At 62.4% G+C, this 19,749-nt stretch carries 15 protein-coding genes and 1 pseudogene; 5 read left to right on the top strand and 11 right to left on the bottom strand.

Annotated features, from left to right (window positions below):
- Positions 1-926 precede the first annotated feature (926 nt).
- From OKA11_RS22900 to OKA11_RS22915, 4 genes are read right to left on the bottom strand one after another with little or no spacing between them, the layout of a single operon-like run.
- The gene (locus OKA11_RS22900; RefSeq protein ID WP_267224683.1) at positions 927-2,639 is read right to left on the bottom strand and encodes an Hcp family type VI secretion system effector; all 1,713 of its coding nucleotides are present in this window, start codon (positions 2,637-2,639) and stop codon (positions 927-929) included.
- Between the two features lies 1 nt (position 2,640).
- On the bottom strand, positions 2,641-3,198 hold the full coding sequence (locus tag OKA11_RS22905) for a VOC family protein (RefSeq protein ID WP_267224685.1): 558 nt from the start codon (positions 3,196-3,198) through the stop codon (positions 2,641-2,643).
- Complete coding sequence (locus OKA11_RS22910) at positions 3,195-4,541, bottom strand: DUF1552 domain-containing protein (RefSeq protein WP_267224687.1); 1,347 nt, start codon at positions 4,539-4,541, stop codon at positions 3,195-3,197. The genes OKA11_RS22905 and OKA11_RS22910 overlap by 4 nt, the downstream gene beginning before the upstream one ends.
- Positions 4,542-4,565: 24 nt before the next feature.
- Positions 4,566-6,308, bottom strand: coding sequence for a DUF1592 domain-containing protein (locus tag OKA11_RS22915; protein ID WP_267224689.1), 1,743 nt, complete (start codon positions 6,306-6,308; stop codon positions 4,566-4,568).
- A 172-nt stretch (positions 6,309-6,480) separates the two neighbouring features.
- Between OKA11_RS22915 and OKA11_RS22920 the strand changes: the two genes are divergently transcribed.
- A complete protein-coding gene (locus tag OKA11_RS22920; RefSeq protein ID WP_267224691.1) occupies positions 6,481-7,002 on the top strand; it encodes a c-type cytochrome in 522 nt (173 codons plus the stop codon).
- A gap of 32 nt (positions 7,003-7,034) precedes the next feature.
- Here the strand turns inward: OKA11_RS22920 and OKA11_RS22925 are convergent, their stop codons facing one another.
- The 6 genes from OKA11_RS22925 to OKA11_RS22950 form a co-directional block, all read right to left on the bottom strand.
- Entirely contained in the window at positions 7,035-7,622 is a 588-nt protein-coding gene (locus tag OKA11_RS22925; RefSeq protein ID WP_267224693.1) for a TetR/AcrR family transcriptional regulator, read from the bottom strand.
- A gap of 72 nt (positions 7,623-7,694) precedes the next feature.
- A complete protein-coding gene (locus OKA11_RS22930) occupies positions 7,695-8,348 on the bottom strand; it encodes a cytochrome b/b6 domain-containing protein (RefSeq protein WP_267224695.1) in 654 nt (217 codons plus the stop codon).
- 5 nt (positions 8,349-8,353) lie between these two features.
- Positions 8,354-8,656 carry a high-potential iron-sulfur protein gene (locus OKA11_RS22935; protein ID WP_323748337.1) on the bottom strand — a complete coding sequence of 101 codons (303 nt, stop codon included), beginning with the start codon at positions 8,654-8,656 and terminating at the stop codon, positions 8,354-8,356.
- Positions 8,657-8,685: 29 nt separating this feature from the next.
- Positions 8,686-9,135 carry a c-type cytochrome gene (locus OKA11_RS22940; protein WP_267224697.1) on the bottom strand — a complete coding sequence of 150 codons (450 nt, stop codon included), beginning with the start codon at positions 9,133-9,135 and terminating at the stop codon, positions 8,686-8,688.
- Positions 9,136-9,164: 29 nt separating this feature from the next.
- Complete coding sequence (locus OKA11_RS22945) at positions 9,165-10,136, bottom strand: sugar phosphate isomerase/epimerase family protein (RefSeq protein WP_267224699.1); 972 nt, start codon at positions 10,134-10,136, stop codon at positions 9,165-9,167.
- Between the two features lie 84 nt (positions 10,137-10,220).
- A complete protein-coding gene (locus OKA11_RS22950) occupies positions 10,221-12,728 on the bottom strand; it encodes a TonB-dependent receptor (protein WP_267224701.1) in 2,508 nt (835 codons plus the stop codon).
- 156 nt (positions 12,729-12,884) lie between these two features.
- Between OKA11_RS22950 and OKA11_RS22955 the strand changes: the two are divergent.
- Positions 12,885-13,043 (top strand): annotated as a pseudogene (locus OKA11_RS22955) (transposase); the annotation flags it as partial.
- A 154-nt stretch (positions 13,044-13,197) separates the two neighbouring features.
- Here OKA11_RS22955 and OKA11_RS22960 read toward each other — a convergent pair.
- Positions 13,198-13,884, bottom strand: coding sequence for a TetR/AcrR family transcriptional regulator (locus tag OKA11_RS22960; RefSeq protein ID WP_267224703.1), 687 nt, complete (start codon positions 13,882-13,884; stop codon positions 13,198-13,200).
- Positions 13,885-14,011: 127 nt separating this feature from the next.
- Between OKA11_RS22960 and OKA11_RS22965 the strand changes: the two genes are divergently transcribed.
- Genes OKA11_RS22965 through OKA11_RS22975 form a run of 3 tightly spaced genes read left to right on the top strand, consistent with a single transcriptional unit; the run spans position 14,012 to position 19,604 of the window.
- Positions 14,012-15,436 carry a TolC family protein gene (locus tag OKA11_RS22965; protein WP_267224705.1) on the top strand — a complete coding sequence of 475 codons (1,425 nt, stop codon included), beginning with the start codon at positions 14,012-14,014 and terminating at the stop codon, positions 15,434-15,436.
- Positions 15,433-16,512: an efflux RND transporter periplasmic adaptor subunit gene (locus OKA11_RS22970; protein WP_267224707.1), complete on the top strand. Its 1,080-nt coding sequence runs from the start codon at positions 15,433-15,435 to the stop codon at positions 16,510-16,512. Before OKA11_RS22965 ends, OKA11_RS22970 begins: the two co-directional genes overlap by 4 nt.
- Positions 16,509-19,604, top strand: coding sequence for an efflux RND transporter permease subunit (locus tag OKA11_RS22975; protein WP_267224709.1), 3,096 nt, complete (start codon positions 16,509-16,511; stop codon positions 19,602-19,604). The genes OKA11_RS22970 and OKA11_RS22975 overlap by 4 nt, the downstream gene beginning before the upstream one ends.
- Positions 19,605-19,749 lie beyond the last annotated feature (145 nt).

A 19,749-nucleotide genomic window follows, 5' to 3' on the forward strand; every position in this document is an offset into this window, starting at 1 on the left:
GGGGGGGCGGGGGCGGGGGGGGGGGGGGGGGGGGGGGGGGGGGGGGGGGGGGGGACTTGGGGGAGGCGGGGGGGGGGGGGGGGGGGGGGGCGTGGAACCTGCGTGGCGCAGGTTGCGCTGGCTCGGTATCGGTGCCGTCCCGAGTTCACCTCTTTTCGCGGCGACGCGGGCCGACTGATCCGGCCTCAACGCCTTGACACTGTAAGTCAGGGAAGATCTGGACGCCGAGCGTGTCGCCATCGCTCACCTGGCACTTTATCTTGTATCCACCGCGCGCCATTTTAATTTGGTAGAATAAACGCGGCGCAACTGGCGTCCGATCGGCAGTTTCTGCCAGAACCAGACAGTAAGGAGTGCTGTCGCGAACGGCCAATTCTGGTCGCGAGTTGCCGGAATGTTGGACGGACCGCTTCCGGACATTGGATTTTGGTGTCCACGCCGCCTAGGCCGTAAACTCATAAACGGCACCATCGAGGTTTTGAGGCAAAATGGTTCAGCGTAAGGAAGGAAGGCGACGGAATATGTCGATATTTCTAGACTTCCTGACGCAGCGATGGACCATTTTGGTCAAACCCCGAAGGGGCGTCCAAATGGCTTCCATCTCGAACCGAACCGCCCTTGGACGGGCAACCAGCCCGCCCGGCGGCCGCTTCGGCCCGATATGTTCGCCATTTGGACGCCTCGATGGTGCCGTTTACGAGTTTACGGCCTAGATCCGCACCCTGGAGGGCTTTGCTGATCAGGCCGTCGTGATTGATCTCTATTCCCGCCGCGTGTTGGGTTGGTCGATGCAGAGCGGGCAGGCCACCCGATCCGGTGCTGTACAAGACGTGATTTGACGACATCGTCCAGCTTTGCCCCTCATTGTCATTTGGTATGCTTCGCCTGTCAAATGACAATGAGGGCAGGCGGTTCTTGAAAGGCGGCTATGGATTGGTTGCCAAATGCTCCCTCGAGGTGAAACGGCCGCCGGCAGCTAGCCGAGCCTCCTGCTCCGGGGGCAGAAAAGCGGGCACGCCTTCCATTTCATAGGCGGCCGATAAGCCTTCGAATTCGCCCGTGGCCGGATCTTTCAGACCATCGGCCGCCCGGCGAACGGCATTGTACATAGCCGTCGTATTGAACCCGATCGTGTTTTCGTAATCCGAAGAACGGAAGAAAGCGGCCGCGAGATACTCGCGCCAATCGCGGTAGCCACCCAGCGTGGCAGACATTTCACCGTTTTTCCCGAACTCGATGCGCATGCGGGCGGAATGCAGGCTCCAAGTCGTCGCCGGTCCCTCGTGCATGACGATGCGTTCCAACTTATCTGTTATGACGACACCATTGACTATCCGCGCCTTGAAACGGGCAAAGTCCTGCGTGAACTCCGGATCTTCGTTGGCACGGAACGTGTAGTCAGGCAGTACGGTCTTCGATGTGCCGTCGCGCCGCATCGGGTCGGCGCTGTAGAGTATGGTGACGGCCACGTCGTTATCGTTCTGGTCGTTATCGATGCCGCTGATTTCCACGAGGATCGACAAGCCGCCCGCGCGGCGCAGTTCATTGCCGATCATCGGCAGGAAGCCATTGCGCCGCCAACCTTCGATGCAACCCTGAATCACGAATAGCTGGTTGTCGATGCCCTTGCGGCCATCGGGTGAGGTGAAATTCCGGTGCGCTCGGGTGCGCGACGGGGCCGGTCCCGACCCGTCATCCCCATCCAGATCGAAGCCGCGAACGACGTCGGCAACTGGCGATACGAAGCCCGGATCGGCAACGATGCCAGGCAGCATCGTCACGTTCATTTCGTCCGGCCCCCTGAAGGGCAGCACCGTGGTATTGGCCCCTCCTTTGCCCGACAGTGCGGCATGCTGCTGAGCAGCCCGCTCCGGCGACATCAAGGCATAGTATTCGGCCTGGGTGGGCTTGCGGTTCATCTGCGGGCACTGGTTGGCATTGGCATCCGCGACGGGCGCGAACCATGAGACGACGAATGCACGGGTCTGGCCGCTACGGGGCGCGGCTGGCAGATTGGCGGCAACCGTCGTCAAGGGGCGCGGTTCGGGCTGCGGCTTGTAGTTGAGCCATTCGATCGCTTCGAAATGCAGTCCGAACGCCTGCTCGGGCGCGTCGGCGACAACCGGGCACGTCAGCCGGACGTTGCGCAGGGCGTATTCGTAGAATTCGGGTACATCGGCAGGACGCGGTCCATGCTCCTGGGGGTGTCGCTCCATTTCCGAAGATTCGGCAAAGACGAGTTCCTTGACCGCCGAGCCTGCGCGGCAGAGCGCCATCAGCCCGGGCAGGGCGGGATTGGCCTTGTCGATGGCAAGCGACAGTGATGACGGGCCGTTTGCCGGCGTCATCGGACCTGAGAACTTGAGGCCGCTTTCCTTGCCGCTGATCCCCCGGATTTCGCGCAAGCCGGGACGATCCCCCCAATAGCTTGCTTCCGCTCTCACCCAGCCCTTGTGGGCCTTGGATTTCGCAGCGCCCTTGATGCCCGGCACTTTCAGATAACTGGGGCCAATGTAATAGGCGGCCGCAGGCTGCGAAATGCAAAGCCCGACGATGCCGGCCAGAAGCCCAGCGCAGAAAGCCGACCTTCTCCAGGCGGAGGTGGCAGATGATGGGCGACGGATCGAAAACTTGCCCATCCTAACGCGCCTCCTTCCGGCCGACATCAGCTCCAGTGGGTGGTGGCCCTGCCGGAGCGGGATCGACCAGTTCGAGCCGGTATCCATCGGGATCGGTGACCATCATCACTTGCATCGTCCCATGCGCCTTTTCGATCGGGCCCGGTTGATATCCCGCCTTGCGAAGCCGTGCCGCGATCTGTTCAAGCCCGGAAATCTGGAAGGCGATGCGATCAAAGCCGTGACCGTGCTCGATACGAGCAATCGATCCCGCCTTTTCGCTGAGCAGCATGATCGAAGGCTGGGTCATCCCGGCGCCGTAACCCACCAGTTGGTCGGGACGATCCGGCGGACCGAACCGCAAGCGGACCTTCATGCCCAGGCCTTCGGTATAGAAACGGGCGGAGGCCGCCGGATCGGAGACGTAAAGCGCAGGCCCCACCATCATCCCGTTTACGTCTCCAGAGCTGGCGGCACCCGGTGCCGTCCCTTGTGGAGCAGCGTGGACTTCCGGGGCCGGACTGGTCGCCGCGCCGCACAACACGATCAGGGCGGCGGCAAGAAGGGGTCTTGCACTCATGCCATCACCTCCGAAATCGGAGTGGCCGTGTGCATGGCGCCGTCCCCCCAACTGGTCACCGGCATGCCCAGAACCTGCTGGATCGTCAGGCCCACGCGAGAGCTGGGGTCGCCGTTTCCGCTGATATGCTGGCCGGATTTCCACTTTCCGCCTGCCTTACCTGCGACAAGAATGGGAAGATTGTCGACCGAGTGGATCTTGGCGAAGTTGCTTTCAGAGGTGGCAAGGACCAGGCTGTGGTCAAGCAAAGTACCATCGCCTTCCTTCACGCCGTCCATCATCTTCAGCATGCTGGCGAAGACATCCATGCTGCGTTCGATGAAGAACGTCGCCTGCGGCTGATAGCCGAGCTTTTCGTCCACTGGTTCCTCGTGGGTCAGTTCGTGGAACGACACTGGTTCGCCGGCCTTGCGCAAGTTTGAACCGGCGTTCGACAGGGCCATGCTGAATACCCGCGTCTGGTTGCAGGCAAGCGCCATGACAAGCAATTGACCCAGCAGATCGTGGCTGCGCGTCGCCATGTCCCAGGTCGGGCCCAGTTCCCCCTTGGAGGGCTCCGCAGCGACGACGCAGGCTTCCGCCGGAAGCGGCTTTTCCAGAAGTTGGCCGAGTTGTTGTTCGACCTGACGCACCGATGTGAAGTATTGGTCCACGCGTTGCCGATCGGAACTTCCCAGTGTCCTCACAAGGTCGTCGCGTTCCTCTTTCACGGAACTGAGGACGCTCTGCCGCAACATGATCTCGGGATCGGGACGAAATTCGGCCTTGTTGGGATTCTGGAATTCAGGTCCGAACAGGCGGCGATAGAACAGCACCGGATCGACCTCGCTTGGGTTGACGGTCGAACCTGCGCGCATGCTGTAGCTGACGCTCGACTGGCCCGTGCAGGCAAGTTCGAGCGACCTGAACCGCGTCGACTTGCCGATATGGTCGGCAACGAGACAGTCGAGAGTGGGCATTTCCGCCGTTCCCCCCGACACGCCGCCCTTGAGCGGCGCGCAGCCGGAGAGCGTCCCCATGACGCCCGACCAATGGACGAGGTTGGGTTTGCCATCGAGGATGCAGTTGAACTTGGAAAAGACGCTTACCTTGTCGCGATAGGGCTCGATCGGCTTCAGCTCCGCCTTGAGATCGTAGCCGTGCCCCAACTTGTCGGGGAACCAGCGCGCGGTATTGACGCCGCATCCCCAGAACCAGGTGCCGAAACGCACGGGGATCGGGGCGCCGGTGGCGAGCGCCTCGCCCTTGCTGTCCAGGAAGATGTCCAGAAGCGGCAGGCCAACCGCAACGGCCGAACCGCGTAGAATGCCTCTAAGAACCTTGCGTCTGTTCCAGTCGGTCATCGCCTTGCTCCTGCGTGATCCAGATTATTTCGCGGCTACGAGTTTCGTACCTGCCGAAGCGGTGCGGACGGTGCCAAGCGCGGAGCTGGTCGCGATCCGCCGCATGAGGCCAGGCAGGCGATATTGGTCGGCGCCGAAGCGGGTGGCCGCCTGTTCCAGCCATGCAGCATCCTGCGGAGCCGCTTCCCGCCCGATCCCGTATTCGTACATGCGCTGCACGAGGCAACTGGGGACATCGGGGCTGTCGTGCAGCGCCTGCGAAAGACCGCCTAGGCCGACATAGGGCTTGCCGTCGAATGTACCGCTGGCGTCGATCTGCGCCTCATTCTCGTGGCTGCGGAAGTTGCCGATGGCGTCGTAATTCTCGATCGAAAGGCCGATCGGATCGGTAAGGGCATGGCATCCCGCACAGGCCGGATTTTCCTGGTGCACCGTCAGTCGCTGTCTGGCGGTCTTGTACAGGGGATTGGACACATCCTGCACGATCGCGAAGTCCACGTTGGGCGGCGGCTGGGGGACGGGCTGGCACAGCAGCTGCTCGCGGATCGATTTTTCCCGGATGGTCGGCGAACTGCGACCTTCATGCGTCGGGTCAAGCATCAGGAAGCCGGCAAGGCTGAGAATGCCGCGGCGATGACTGTTCTCCGGGAAGGTATAGGGGGCCCACCCGCCCATGCCGTCGACGCTGACCGGTACCTTGTAGAGGGCGCCAAGCGAGCGGTTCATGAAGGTTTTGCGGGTGGTGAAAAGATCGCGGTAATCCCCGTCGTCGGTGATCAGCAGCTGCACGATCGTGCGCAGCGTCTGTTCGCGGGCGTCGTTGGCGAGATCGGAATTGAACTTGGGGTAGAGGGCCTGATCCTTGGCCAGTCCCTGAAACTGATCGTATCCCAGCATGTCCGAAAAGAACGCGCGTACGCCCACTTCATATCGCGGAGAGGCAAGCAGCCGGTCGACCTGCTTTGCCAGCAGCTCAGGCTTTGAAAGATCGCCGCGTCCGGCGGCATCGAGCAATTCCTGGTCGGGCGGCGCATCCCACAGGAGGAAGCTCACCCGGGTTGCCAGCGAATAATCGTCAAGGCGCATGGCACCGGGGCGCGCCGGGTCAGGCACGGCTCTTTCAACCCGGAACACGAAGTTGGGGGAGATCAGTATCCGCGCAAGGCCGATTTCCAGGCCCTTGCGAAAGCTGCCCGAAATTCGCGTGGCCTCGGCGGCCAGCGTCAGCAGCGAATTCATCTCGCCGTCCTCAAGCGGGCGGCGATAGAGTTGGCGGCCGTAATCCGCGAAGAACCCGGAAGCGCAGTTGCGATCGAACTGGGGCGTCGTCGCGGCCTTGCAGGGAATCCGTGTTTCGGTTCGCTCCGGCGCGAGTACCTGGGCGGCGATCTCCCTTGCCCTCAGTTCGTACTGCTCCACGCCGGACGGGGTGACAGTGACATGGCTTGCGCCCACCGCGAGCAGGCCCGCTTCGCGCAAGGGCGGCTCGAAACGTCCCGGCACCTTGATCCCTGGCCCGAATGCCTGCTCGATGGCGCGGGTGTATTGAGCTTCGCTCAGGCGCCGGAAACCGGGCTCCGTGCCGCTGGCTTCAGCACTGCTGCCGGCTTGTGCCGTGACGCGTTCCGAGGATGTGAGGCCGGCTGCGCCAACCGCAGTGAGCACGATGGCCGTGACCCATGCAGAGCTGGCGATCAGGCGCCGTCCGAGCGGGCTGTGCCGGCGCAGGGTTTCGGTGGTGGAATCATTTCCGTGACCTGATTTCAAGCCGGGCCTCCCATTTCACGTCCGGTCGTTACGCCGGTTCGCGCAGCGAATTCGAAGCGGCGGCAAATCCGGCAGCTCTCGATTGCTGAGCAGTTGCTTAGCGCGTCGATTACGGTATCGTCAAGCGATCAAGGGGGCGCGAAAATGCGCCCGATGGAAGGAGGGGAAGAGAATGAAATTGCAGCCTTCGGTTTCGCGCGGCGCCCTGTTGGCCGCACTGGCCTTGCTGTCTGTGTCGATTCTTGCCGCATCTGAAGGTGCACACGGCGCTGCGGCCGAGGCTGGTTCAGCTGTTCCAACGACGGCTGCCGCCGGAGATGACGCCGAGGCGATCATTTTCGAAAGGCAGCAGATCATGCAGCAACTGGCGAAAGACAGTGAAACTCTGGGAGGCATCGTCGCGGGAAGCCAGCCGCGCGATCAACTTGCGAAGGTGACCCGCGCCCTGGCCGATGGCGCAAAGGATTCGCTCGGCAGCTTTCGCGACAAGGTTCCGGGTGGCCGAAGCAAGCCGGAGGTATGGTCGAACAACGCCGACTTCATGAAGCGGATGGAGGATTTCGCACGCAACAGTGAGGCGATGGCGAAAGCGGGAGAATCCGGAAACATGGCGGGCGTGACGGCGCTTATGATCGATGCCTTGCCGTGCAAGCAGTGCCACGACCTCTACAGGGAGCCGAAGAAACCGACATGATGGGCTTGATGCTCAATTCCCGGCAGGTGCGGTCATGGGCGCGGATTGGTTGCAACCGCTTGCAGCCATGTCGATACCACTTTGCGAGTGCCGGCGAACCGATCCTCGTTAAAGCGGCCCGAAAATGCCAGCCCACGCGCGACCGCTTCCAGAATGGCGGCGATCTCTTCCGGGGTGACGTTGGGAAAAAGCGCCCCTTGATCGGCAAATTCGGCACGCACTATGGTCGCGACCCGGGTGTTCAGTTCCTGGCCGAACGCCGCGATCAGTTCATGCATTTCCTTGCGGTGGTTCGCTAGGGCAAGAAACTCAAGTTGCATGGTCGCGCCGGCCGGGTCGCTGTTCAGTTCGAAGAGCCGGGCCAGAGGGGCCTTCTCCGTCGCGATCCGATCAAGCTGAGCGAGATACCGCTCGGTGGAGAACTTGAACAGCGCCTCGAAAAGATCCCCCATCGTCCGGAAATAGTAATGCACCAACTGAGGTTTGAGCCCGGCGCGCTGGGCCAGTTTGCGCGAAGTAACCTCTGCATAGCCTTCTTCGCGCATGAGTTCGCCAGCGGCGATGAGCAGCTGGCGGCGCGTGTCGGAGCTTTCGGTGCCAATTCTTCTGTTCGATGTCATTGCGGTGAGTGTTAACCTCACAGACCCGAGAAAGCCAGCCAATGGGGGGCGTCAAGGCGATCGGGCTTATGGCTAAAGACCAAATCCCCGCCCGATTTCCCATGCAAGGCCTCCCGCGATAAGCACTGCTGCGGTAAATCTCGGCAGTCCCGCAGGCACCATGCCGGCCTCGCGTTCGCAAGGTTGGATTGTGCGGCCTGAAATCATCGGTGCCACCAGATTGCGGCCGCCGAAAATACGGTAGGCGATGATGGCCGCAATGTGCAGAGCGATCAGTCCAAGCAGGATATTGAAGCTCCACGCATGAATCTCGGCGGCGGTCCGCGCAGCATCGAACGAGACCAGGAACGATAGCGGACCGGATTCCAGGCCATCAGTATCGGTTGAGAATAGGCCGCTCGCGACTTGAACGGTGAGAGCGAGCAGCATGGCTATCACGCTGTAGGCGCCGACCGGATTATGGCCTATCCGGTGTCGGCCCTTGCCTCGCAAATAAGCCATCACGGTTTTGGGGCCGCGCACGAAGCTGCCGAAGCGCGAGGTGCTGGATCCGATGATCCCCCAAATCAGGCGAAAGCCGACGAGCGCCACCCAGGCCAATCCGAAGCGATAGTGCCAGTCCATCATGCGCTGTTCGGCGCTCCACCAGGAAAGCACGAAAAGGGCGACCATGATCCAGTGTCCTAGGCGGATCGGCAGGTCCCAAACCCGCACTGTCGGCTTCATCGCAGTCAGGCCTTTTTCGCAAACGAGGTGCAGACCGCAGTTGCTTCGACCGTTCCGCCTGAGAGCATCTGGCAGGTTCCGCATCCAACCCCGGTGGAGGTGAAGAAGGCGCACAAGCTGCAATGCTTTTGAGCGTCGGTGGATGGCGAAGTATAGCCCAATGCCCGTCGCCGGCTGCGCTGGGAGAGGGGAAGCGTCGCAGGATCCGCACAGGCCGTTGGCGACTGCGCGGAAACTTTGCCCAGCAGCGTGGTTGCGGCAAAGGCTGACATCAGGGCAAGGATGCTTCGTCTTGTGCTCATCGTCATCGGGAAGGCCCCAAGGTTCGTCGTTGCGTTCAGTCGTCGCTGCTGCGGAAACTGTCGTGGCAGGATTTACAGACGGCGCCGAGGCGCCGGGCCTGTGCTTGCAATGCGGCAGTGTTCCCGGAATTGGCAGCGGCATCCACGGCTTGAGCCTGTGCGGCAAAGGCATCCTGCGCGGCTTTGAATTTTGCGGCATCCGCCCATATTTGCGGCTTGGCCGCCGTCTTCATGCCCGAGGCAGGGCCGGATCCTCTGGGGAACCATCCATACTGCGCGCGGGAGATGTCACGAATGCGCCGCGTTGCCTGGGTTATGACGGCGGGATTGGCATCGCCCTTGCGCAGTGCGTCGTTCAGCGACTTGAAGGAAGCGCCAAGGTCACGGAAACCTGCAACCCGCGTCCTGATCGCATCCGCTGGCGCCGCTGACAGCGGGGAGAGGGCCGCTGCGCCAACGAGTAGCGCAACGCCCATGCGCATCATCAGCTTTCCGCTGGTATATTTCCCGATCCTCACGCTTTCACCTCCTTGAGAAAGTCGAATGCCACTCGGGCGGCTTCGATACGGGGAATCGCGAATGGCGGTTCCTGCTCGAACAGGAAATGTTGGCATCCGGCATTGCGTGCTGCGGCGAGAATGGCGGAAAAGTCGAGCTTCCCTGTTGCCATATTCGCCGGCTTCATGGTGATGCGATAACCGGGCACATTGTCGGCCGCGACGTCCTTCAGATGGGCCAGGCGTACGCGCCCCGATGCCGATTTCAGGAACTTTGCCGGATCCAGTCCCGCCGCTGCGACCCAGCCGACATCCACTTCGAAGTATACAAGGTCCGGCTGGGTTTCGTGCCAGAGAATCTCCCAACCGTTGGTCTTGCCGATCGGTGCAAACTCCAGGTTGTGGTTGTGATAGGCAACTCCGATGCCTGCGGGCTTGAGGGCCGCTGCCTTCTCGTTGAGGGCGGCTGCGGTCTTCTTCCAGACGTCGGTGCCAGCATCGGAGACTGAGCGTGAGATCGCATTCTCCATCGTCTCGCCCGCCTGCGGCCGAAACCCCGGTGGCAGCATGAGAAGCGGAGCAACCGCCCAGCGCGCGCCTAGAGTACCGAGGTCTTCGGCAATTCGCTGTGGCTCGCTTCCCATGGACAGGCCCGGCATTCCCGCCGGCACCAGAGGGAGGTGGACACTGTTGATCTTGAGGCCGGCCCGCTGAGCCGCCTGGGAGATAGCAGCTGGAGTCTTGCCGAAGAGGCCGGGGAGTTCGATTTCACGGAAGCCGATCTCAGCGACTTGTGCAAACGTGGCGTCGAGGTCTTTTCCAGCATCGGCCCCCAAAGCGTAAAGCTGCAGGCCGATGGGAAACCCCGTACGCTCAAAGAATTTGGCGGTCGTTTTAAAAGACGTTTTGGCAGATAGGGCCTTGGGGGCGATCATCGCACCTGTTGAAAGCGCCAGTGCTGAGATCATTGTTCTTCTGTCGATATTCATAGCATTCTCGTCAGCACAATTGCAGGGTGGAACGACGGTCGTTCCCGGGGAGGTTGCCGCGCCGCATCCCCGGGAACGCCGATCTTATCGGGACCCGAAAGCCACCCGGAAATTCACGCCGAATTCGCGGGCGGGGGTGGTGGTCACATTCGTATAACGGCTGGTGAACGTGGACGAGGCCGTTCCTACCGGTGTGGTGAAAGTCGGCGCCCCCAGCAGGATATCGACCGTTCCCGTGCTGAGCGGGCTGCTGTCGCGTGACAGCAGTTTGGTGATGTTGGTGAGGTTCTTTCCGTAGAACGAAAGCTCCCAGGCACCGCCAGGATCGCGCAGGCCAACGAACAGGTTCAGCAGGCCGTAGGCGCCGACATTATCGAAGGGATTGTCGGGATCGTTCTGGGATTTACCCCGCCAGGCCAGGAGCCCGCGCAGATAGCCGTCTGCCCGCCCGGTGAGCGGCATGGTGTACTCTGCCTGGATGGAACCGCTCCAGGGTGGCAAAAACGTGGCCGATCCGCCCGATGAGGGGCATTCCGCCAGGTGTTCCGTGCCATAGGCGGCCTGAAGCTGCGCAAGGCTTGGCACGACGGAGTCGGGAATGCCGTCCGACCCGACTGCGCCCGTTGCGTTGTTGAGGGCGTCGGTACAGGCAACCATGGCGTTGCCAATCTTGCTCTTCGAATAGTTGAGCGTGGAGGCAAGGTTGAAACGGTTGGACGGCCGGTAGGACAGCTCCGCTTCGACACCGTTGACGGTGACGGGCACGGCGCTGATGAAATTGAATTGCCCCCGCGTAAGTGCGCCGGTGGAATCGACATTGACATAGTAGATACCGGTGCCGGCGCGGAACGGATAATTTTTGAACTTCTGGTGGTAGCCCGTCACGTTGAAAGCGAGGCTGTGATCCAACCAGTCGGACTTGAAGCCGAGTTCATAGGATTTGGATGTTTCCGATCCGAATGCGGTATGTTCGATTTCATTGGGGGAATAAGAGACGGAGAAATCGCCGATCGCCCGGACTGGCGGGCGCCATGATGACCCGGTGGCGGCATAGACCATCAGGCTGTCATTGAAGCGATGCCGAACGGTGGCGTTGTAGATTGTCTTATGCACGCGCGAATCGTTTTCGGTTCCCGGCGTCTGGACGCAGGTCCCCGCTGCATATTTTTCGGGCGTGCAGCTTATGTAAACGCCGGTGGAATCGTTGACATACTTGATCCGGCGCAGGCCACCCGCCAGTTCCGTGCCTTCGCCAAGGTGGACGGTGACGTTACCGAAGAACGAGCTTTCCGTTTCTCCTCCGCCGGGCGGGAGGTAAATCGGCGTGTCGTTGACGCGCGGGGGAACCGGCAGCGGGAATGTGGTGGATGGCGGAATTTTGCCGTAAAAGCGCAGCACAGACGGGCTGATGTTAACAGTGTTCGAAGATCCGTCACTGTGGAAGTAGCCTACGACGCAATCGAAAATGCCGGCGATGCGTTCCTGGTTCTGCAGCCGGATTTCGTGTGTCGTGCCTTCCCCTCGCGTTGTGGTCTGCTGGGTTGGCGCAAGACTGGAAAAGAAATTTGTCGTGTCCTGAGGGGTCAGGGCATGGAATGTGGTCGTCTGGCGTGCGCCGACGTAAATCAGGCTCTGGCCCAGCAAGTCCGCCTCCGCATCCCACCCATAGAACTTGAAGTTCTGCGCGAGATCGCGTGGATAGGCCATCACCGATGCCCTGTCCTTAAGGGTGAGGGTACCGTAATCGTTCGCATTCGACGACGGGACGGACGAAGGATTGAACAGGTCCGTCGATTCCATCTGATCGAACTGCAGCGCGTTGACCTGGAGTGCCTGATATACAAAGCCGAACTTCAGGAAGTCAGTCGGCTCGGCACGCGCACTGGCGCGGATTGAGCGTGTCTTCCGCATTGGATCAGAATCGCTGTTTATGCTGTAGACGCGGTTCCCGCGATTATAATCATAGAGGCCGGCGATGCGAACGCCGAGCTTATCGGCGATGATCGGCACATTGATGGCAGCCTGGAGATTCCGTGCCGAAGCGGACCCGGCCGATACGCTGACATTGGCACCTGGCTGAGAGAGATCGGGCTTGCGCAGGCCGACCGTGATCGATCCCGATGGCGTTGCCTTTCCTCTCAACGTGCCTTGCGGGCCGCGCAGCACCTCGATCTGGCCAATGTCGTACATGGCCTGAAGCACAAGGTTGGAAGCAACCGGCGCATCATTGTAATAGTATTGGATCGTTCCGTTGTTGCCGCTGACGTTGACGTCATGATTGACGCCGCGCATCGACGAACTGGATCCGATCCCGTTCGCGTTCGACGTAAGTGAAAGTCCGGGCACCACGCCGGTTATGTCTCGGAAATCGCGAATGTTCAATTTGTCAATTTGATCGGATGTGACGGCATTGACGACCAAGGGGACATCTTGAAGGTTCTCGTCGCGTCTTCTTGCCTCCACGATGATCACGTCTTCCGCGCGAAGTTCGGTGGGCGGCTCGGCAGGTCTTTCTTGGGCATAAACGGAATTTGAATTGGCCAGGACGATCAGGCTCGTTCGCCCAATCACGAAAGCACGCGATGCAATCATGAATCCTCCCCTGTGATGCCTGAGTGCTTGCTGCCTCAGGTCACCGGTTGTGCTATAGCCTATCGCACAATGAGTCCAGTGAAACTGAGCGAGTGCTTAGCATCCTTCAAGGGAATGGATGGGGCTGAAAGCATGGCGGCATTTACACCCTCCGTAAGGATGGGCGGACGACGTCGCGGCACGGACATGCGTGTAGAGGCCAACGCGTTGATGTATCTGGCTTCGGCGGGATGTGCCTGGCGCTTGCTGCCCAAGTGCCTTCCGAGGTGGTCTCGCCATTTTGGACATTTTCGACCTCGACCTCGCCCTCGCTGACGGCCTTGGTCGCATCGCCAGCCCCGGATCGCTTTCAGCGCGACCTTGGCTTTGAAATCGGCGCTGTAGCGCTTCCTCGTCGTCCTCGTTCCAGTCCATCAGGTCGGGATTAGCTTAACACCCTGTCCAGAAAACCGGCACCAGTTCAGGCAACTCATGTGCAGACGATGCCCCTGCATATGACCTGGGCAATCAGCTTCGCATCCTCGTCACGGTCGGTCAGGCGCTCGCCGCCGGGTAGCAGCGATTGCTTCGAGAAGATCGTCGAATCCATGATCAGCTTGGCTACGCGCGCGCAATCGATACCCGGCTGGATTTCGCCGTCTTGCTGCGCCTCCAGAAGAATGGCCGCAATCGGTTCGAAGAAGATAGTCTTCGATGCGGCAATGAGTTCCTGGTGGAGTTCCCCGATCATGTCCGGATTGAGCGAGAGTGCGCGCTGGAAGGCACGCGCATGCGGCTTGTCGAGCAACTGGGCGGCGGTACGGGCGTAAGAGACGATCCGCTGTTCAAGCGATCCGGACGTGTCGACGGTCATCGATCCGACGCCGGCCAGCATTTCGCGAACCGCCGCGATGAACAGTTCGGACTTGCTGGAATAGCGCGCGTAGACCGTCTTGCGCGACAGCCCGGCCGCTTGGGCGACGGCGTTCAACGAGGCTGCTTCCCCCTTCTCGAACAGCTCGCGCAAGGCCGCTTCGCGGATTGCGCGATCGATTTCCGCTGCCTCTTCCAGACTGGGTCTGCCCTTGGTCCGTTGCTCGCCACTCGTCTTGCTCGTCATTCCGTGTCGCCCTTTCGGATAGCGGCATAGCGGTATTTGGGGGGAGGCGCTACGCATTAAAGAAACAGTGTTGTATATTTTAAAGTGCCTTGTTACCGCAGCGCCTGGAAGGTCGGGAATCGAAGGCAAGGTCCGCACAATGAAGCCCAGATGGTTCAGAAGGGAAATCGGGGCGGCGGCGGGCGTGTCGCTAACCTCCCTGCTATTGGCGGGATGCGCGCCGCAGGTGCGGCTTCCCGCCCCTGTCGTCGCCGTGCCTCAAGCGTTCGAGGCTGCTGGGGCGACCAGCCAGAGCTTGCCCGAACTCTCGCTCGATCGCTGGTGGCTGGCGTTCAACGACGCGCAATTGACCGGGCTTATCGACACCGCGCTGGCGCGCAGCACTACCGCGCGGCTTGCCTATGCGCGTCTGGCGGAGGCGCGGGCTAGTCGTTCGGTCACCAGGGCAGGCACACTACCGACAGGGAGCCTTTCAGCCACCGCGACTGAACAGGGCACGCGCCGCCTTTGGGGGCAGGGCGCCAATTCTCCGGGCGACGATACCTATCAGGCGACGTTCTATCCCAGTTGGGAGATCGACCTGTTCGGCCGCCTGTCCGCCACGCGCCAGCAGGCCGATGTGCAATATGCCTCGTCCACGCTCGACTACCATGGTGCGCGTCTGGCGTTGGCGGCGGATGTGGCCACTTCGCTGTTTCAGGCGCGGAGCGCGGCGATCGACCTGGCGACGGCGCGCGAACGCCTCGCGGTATCGCAGAAGCTCGCAGGCACCGGCAGGCTGGGCGCGGCGCGCGGGCTGACCTCCGGGCAGGATGCCGATCGGCTGGAATCCGATCTCGCCACCGCACAGGCGGAAGCGATACGACTTGAAGCCGAACTTCAGGCCAGCAAGCGGTCGTTGCTGATCCTGGTCGGAACGCCGAATGCGCCGACGGAGGACTTGCCGATCGCGGCGCGGCTCGATCCGGCGCCGGCTTTGCCGCCGGTTACGCCCGGCTTGTTGTTGGCTCGCCGGCCCGATGTGCTGGCGGCCGGGCTTGGCGTTGAATCCGCGGGCTTGGGCGTGAAGATCAACCGGCTGGCGCTGTTCCCGCGCTTCGATCTCAATCCTGGCGTCGGCCTTACGGCAGCGACCGGTGCGCTGGCGGGAGGAACCGGCCTCTGGTCGCTGGCGGCGGGGCTGACGGTTCCGCTGCTCGATCGGTCGCGGCTGATGGCGCAGTTGCGCGTTAGCGAGGCGCAGGGGCAGCAGGCTGTCGTCACGTACGAGCAGGCCGTGCAGAACGCCTTCGGGGAGGCGGCAAACGCGCTGGTCCGGCTGAACGCCAATCGCTCGCGGATCGGCGACCTGGAGACGGCCGAGCGCCGTTCCCGCTCGGCCTACGACAGTGCGATCCGGGGCTATGGCGCGGGCCTCACCGATCTCACGACGCTGTTGCAGAGCGAACAGACCTGGCTTCAGGCGCGCGCCGCGCGCGATCAGGGGCGGTTGGCGTTGCTGACCGGCACGGTCTCGGTCGTCCGCGCGCTGGGCGGCGGCTGGGATGCCGCGCAAGACATGCCGCGATCGCGCAATTCACAGATCAACGCGCAAGGAGCGCAGCAATGAAGTCGTCGATTTTCAGGCTCGCCGCGATCGCAGCGGTTGCGGGGGCGATGCCGCTTGCCGGCTGCAAGCAGCACGACGCCGAAAAGAAGCCGCTGCCGCCGCAAGCGGTAACGATTGCACGCGTGCGGATGCAGCAGATGGTGGGCGGCCTCACTGCATCGGGCAGGCTTGTCCCGCGTGAGGAAATGGCGGTTTCCGCCGACCTCACCGGCTATCGTATCGCCCGCGTTCTGGTGGAGGAAGGCGCCGTGGTTCGCGCCGGGCAGCCGCTAGCGGAACTCGACGACAGCCTGCTGGTCTCGCAGATCGCGCAGCTTCGTGCGACGCTGGCGCAGCAGGACGTCACGCTGGAGCAGGCACGGCAGGAAGCCGGCCGCGTCAACGGCCTCGAAAACCAGGGCGTGTTGTCGAACGAGGCGATTGCCAGCCGCAAGTTTGCCGCCCGCAACAGCGCGGCGGCCCGCGCGGCCACCCAGGCGCAGCTCAAGGATCTGCTGGTGCGGCAGGCGCATATGGTGATCCGCGCGCCGGCAGCGGGCCTTGTCCTCGAACGCACCGCGCGGCCGGGCGAGACCTCCAGCACCGGCACCGCCCTGTTCACCATGGCGCGCGGCCGCCTGCTGGAACTCTATGCCGAACTGCCCGAAGTGGAAGCGGTCGCGATCAAGCTGGGCGATCCGGCGCAAGTCGTGCTGGCCTCAGGCCGCAAGCTGGAAGGCAAGGTACGGCTGATCGGCGAGCGGGTGGATACCAACACGGGTCTGGTAATCGCCCGCATCGCCCTGCCGGTCGATCCCGAACTGCGTCAGGGCGGCTTTGCCAAGGCCACCTTCGTGCGACCCGTGACCGTCCCCGCGCTACCGGAGTCCGCGGTGCGCTACGATGCCGATGGCGCCAGCGTGATGGAACTGGACAAGGACGTGCGCGTCCATCGCCGGACGATCCAGACCGGGCGTCATGCGGATGGCTTCGTGGAGCTTCGCAGCGGCCCTGCCGAAGGCGCGCAAGTCGCCGTGAAGGGGGCCGCATTCACGCTTGATGGCGACAAGGTGCGCATCGTCGGAGAAGCCAAGTGAACTTGCGCATTTCTGCCTGGGCGATCCGCAATCCGATCCCCGTCTCGCTGCTTTTCATCCTGCTGACGATCTCCGGCGTGATCGCCTACGTGCGGATGCCGGTGAAGCAGTTCCCCAACGTCAACCTGCCGATCGTGACGGTGACCGTCACCCAGAGCGGCGCGGCGCCCACGGAAATGGAAAACCAGATCACGCGGCCGATCGAGAATGCGCTGACCGGTGTTCCCGGGATCAAGAACATCTCGTCCACGGTCACCTTGGGCACTTCCGTCACATCGCTGGAATTCGAACTCGGCAGCGATCTGCAGAAGGCGACCGATGACGTGCGCACCACGGTGGAGCGCACCCGCGTCGAACTGCCGACCGGGATCGATCCGCCCACCGTGCAGCGCATCGATCTGGATAGCGCACCGATCGTGACTTACGCGGTGTCTGCACCGAACATGACCGATACGCAGCTTGCGTGGTTCATAGACAACGAGGTGACGCGTGTCCTCCAGGCCGAAAAGGGCGTGGGGCAGATCTCGCGCATCGGCGGTGCCGAGCGGGAAATCACGGTAATCCTCGATCCGGAGCGCATGGCAGGCCTTGGCGTCACCAGCGCGCAGGTCAATTCGGCACTCGCTTCGTTCCATACCGATGCACCGGGCGGCCGCGCCAATGTCGGCAATGTGGAGCAGACGGTGCGCGTGATCGGTTCGGCCGAGGACGTGGCGCAAATCCGCAAGCTGTCGATCCCCGTTCAGGGCCGTTTCGTGCGTCTTTCCGACATTGCGGAAGTGGGCGACGGGCAGGGGGAGGTGCGCGGGTTCGCGCGGCTGGACGGTCGGCCGGTGGTCGCGGTGCAGGTCTCCAAAACCAGTGAGGCGAGCGACGTCACCGTTGCCGACGGCGTCGACCGCGCACTGACGCAACTGACGAAAGCGCATCCGGACGTGACGTTCGACAAGACCGTCTCCACTGCCGATCTGACCCGCCGCAGCTTCCACGCGACGATCGACGTGCTGGTGGAGGGCGTGATCCTGGCGATCGTCGTCGTCTTCCTGTTCCTGCGCGATTGGCGGGCCACCGCGATTGCGGCAACGGCCATGCCGCTCTCGTTGGTGCCGACCTTCATCTACATGGCGGCGATGGGGTTCAGCCTGAACGGCATCACCCTGCTGGCGCTGACGCTGGTGATCGGCATTCTGGTCGATGACGCCATCGTCGAGATCGAGAATATCGAAAAGCGGATCGAGAAGGGGGAGAGTCCTTATCGGGCCGCGCTGATCGGTGCCGACGCGATCGGCCTCGCTGTGATCGCGACGACGGCCACGATCATCGCCGTCTTCGCGCCGGTGTCGCTGATGCCGGGGCAGGCTGGGCAGTTCTTCAAGGAATTCGGTCTGACCGTGGCGGCGGCCGTCACCTTCTCGCTCGTCGTCGCGCGCTTGCTGACGCCGGTGATGGCGGCCTATTTCCTGAAGCCTCATCACTTGCGCAGCCACGGCGTTCCCGGCGCGCATCTGAATCCGCTGCATGAACGGGCGCTGGGCTGGGCGCTGGCCCGGCCGAAGCTTTGCGGTCTGGCCGGGTTCGGGTTCTTCGTGCTGGCGCTGGTGATCGCGGCGACGCTCCAGATCGGCTTCCAGGCCACGCAGGATCGCAACTACGTCTACATCGCCGTCGAAGGGGCGCCCGGCGCCACGCGATCCGACATGGAGCGCGCGGTCCAGCAGGCTACACGGGTTCTGATGAAGGAGCCCGACGTGGAGAACGTCTTTGCGCAAGTGGGCTCCACGGGCGGCGGGATGATGGCCGGCGGAGCCGATCTCAAGGATGGCACGCTGACCGTGCTGCTGCGGCACGACCGATCGGAATCCTCGGAACAGTTCCAGTCCCGCATCGGCCCGGTGCTTCGCGCGATACCGGAGGCGCGTTTCTACAATCAGGGCAACTTCGGACAGGCGGCGGTCTCGGTCGTGATCGCGGGTGCCGATGGCCCGGCGCTGGAACGGACGCAGATGCAGTTGCTGCGCGACATGCGGAAACTGCCCTCTATCGCCGATCCCCGGCCCAGCCCTTCGGCGCCCGGGCCGGAACTGGTGATCACCCCCCGTGCCGATGAAGCGGCACGGCTCAATGTCGATACCGCGACGCTCGCCAATGCGGTGCGCATTGCCACGATCGGCGATATCGACGCCAGTGTCGCCAAGTTCTCCGAAGGCGAACAGCGCCTGCCGATCCGCGTGCGGCTGCCGGAATCGATGCGCGACAATCTGTCCGCGATCTCAGAGCTGCGCGTTCCCACCAGGGACGGCAACACCACGCCGCTGGCAAGCGTGGCCGACATTCACTTCCAGGCCGGCCCCGGCAAGATCGTCCGCTACAACCGCGAACGCCGGGTGAGTGTGGAGGCGGATCTCGCGGTTGGGGAGGCTATCGGATCGGCCATGCGTGACGTGCGCACATTGCCGACGATGAAGAAGCTGCCCGCCGGCATTCACGAGGCGCAGCAGGGCACCACGCAGATCATGCAGGAAATGTTCGTGGGCTTCATCCTTGCGCTGTTTGCCGGGGTTGGCCTGACATACACCGTGCTGGTGCTGCTGTTCCGCGGCTTCTTCAAGCCGGCGGTCATCATGGGCGCCCTGCCGCTCAGCCTGCTGGGGGCCTTTGCGGCGCTGCGCCTTTGCGGGCTGGCCATCGACATGCCGGTACTGATCGGCCTGCTGATGCTGATGGGCCTCTGCGCCAAGAACTCGATCCTGCTGGTGGAGTTCGCCATCGAGGCCGAGCGAGCGGGCATGACGATGCGCGAGGCCCTGATGGAAGCCTGCGCGCAGCGGACGCGGCCGATCATCATGACGTCCGTGGCGATGATCGCGGGCATGGTGCCGACGGCGCTCGCGATCAGCGAGGGTTCGGAATCGCGCCAGCCGATGGCGATTGCCGTCATCGGCGGCATCCTGACGTCCACGGCGCTTTCGCTGGTGCTCGTCCCGGTGATCTATGAACTGATCGCCGGACTGGAGGGCAGGATCGTACCGCGCCTCGCGCGATTGGTAACCACGTCAGGCAATGACGCTGAGGTGGCGAACGGTGAATTATAAATTCGTTATGTCGAGAGGTTTGGCATTGTCATGGTTTATTGGTTAAATCATAACCTGATAATTTAAAAGGAATGCTGTAATGTATTAGGTGGGCATGTTCCGAATTTGCCGTGAATTTTGTAAAGAAATAAGATAATATAATTAC

Source organism: Novosphingobium clariflavum (genome assembly GCF_026420865.1).
Classification (GTDB): Bacteria; Pseudomonadota; Alphaproteobacteria; order Sphingomonadales; family Sphingomonadaceae; genus Novosphingobium; species Novosphingobium clariflavum.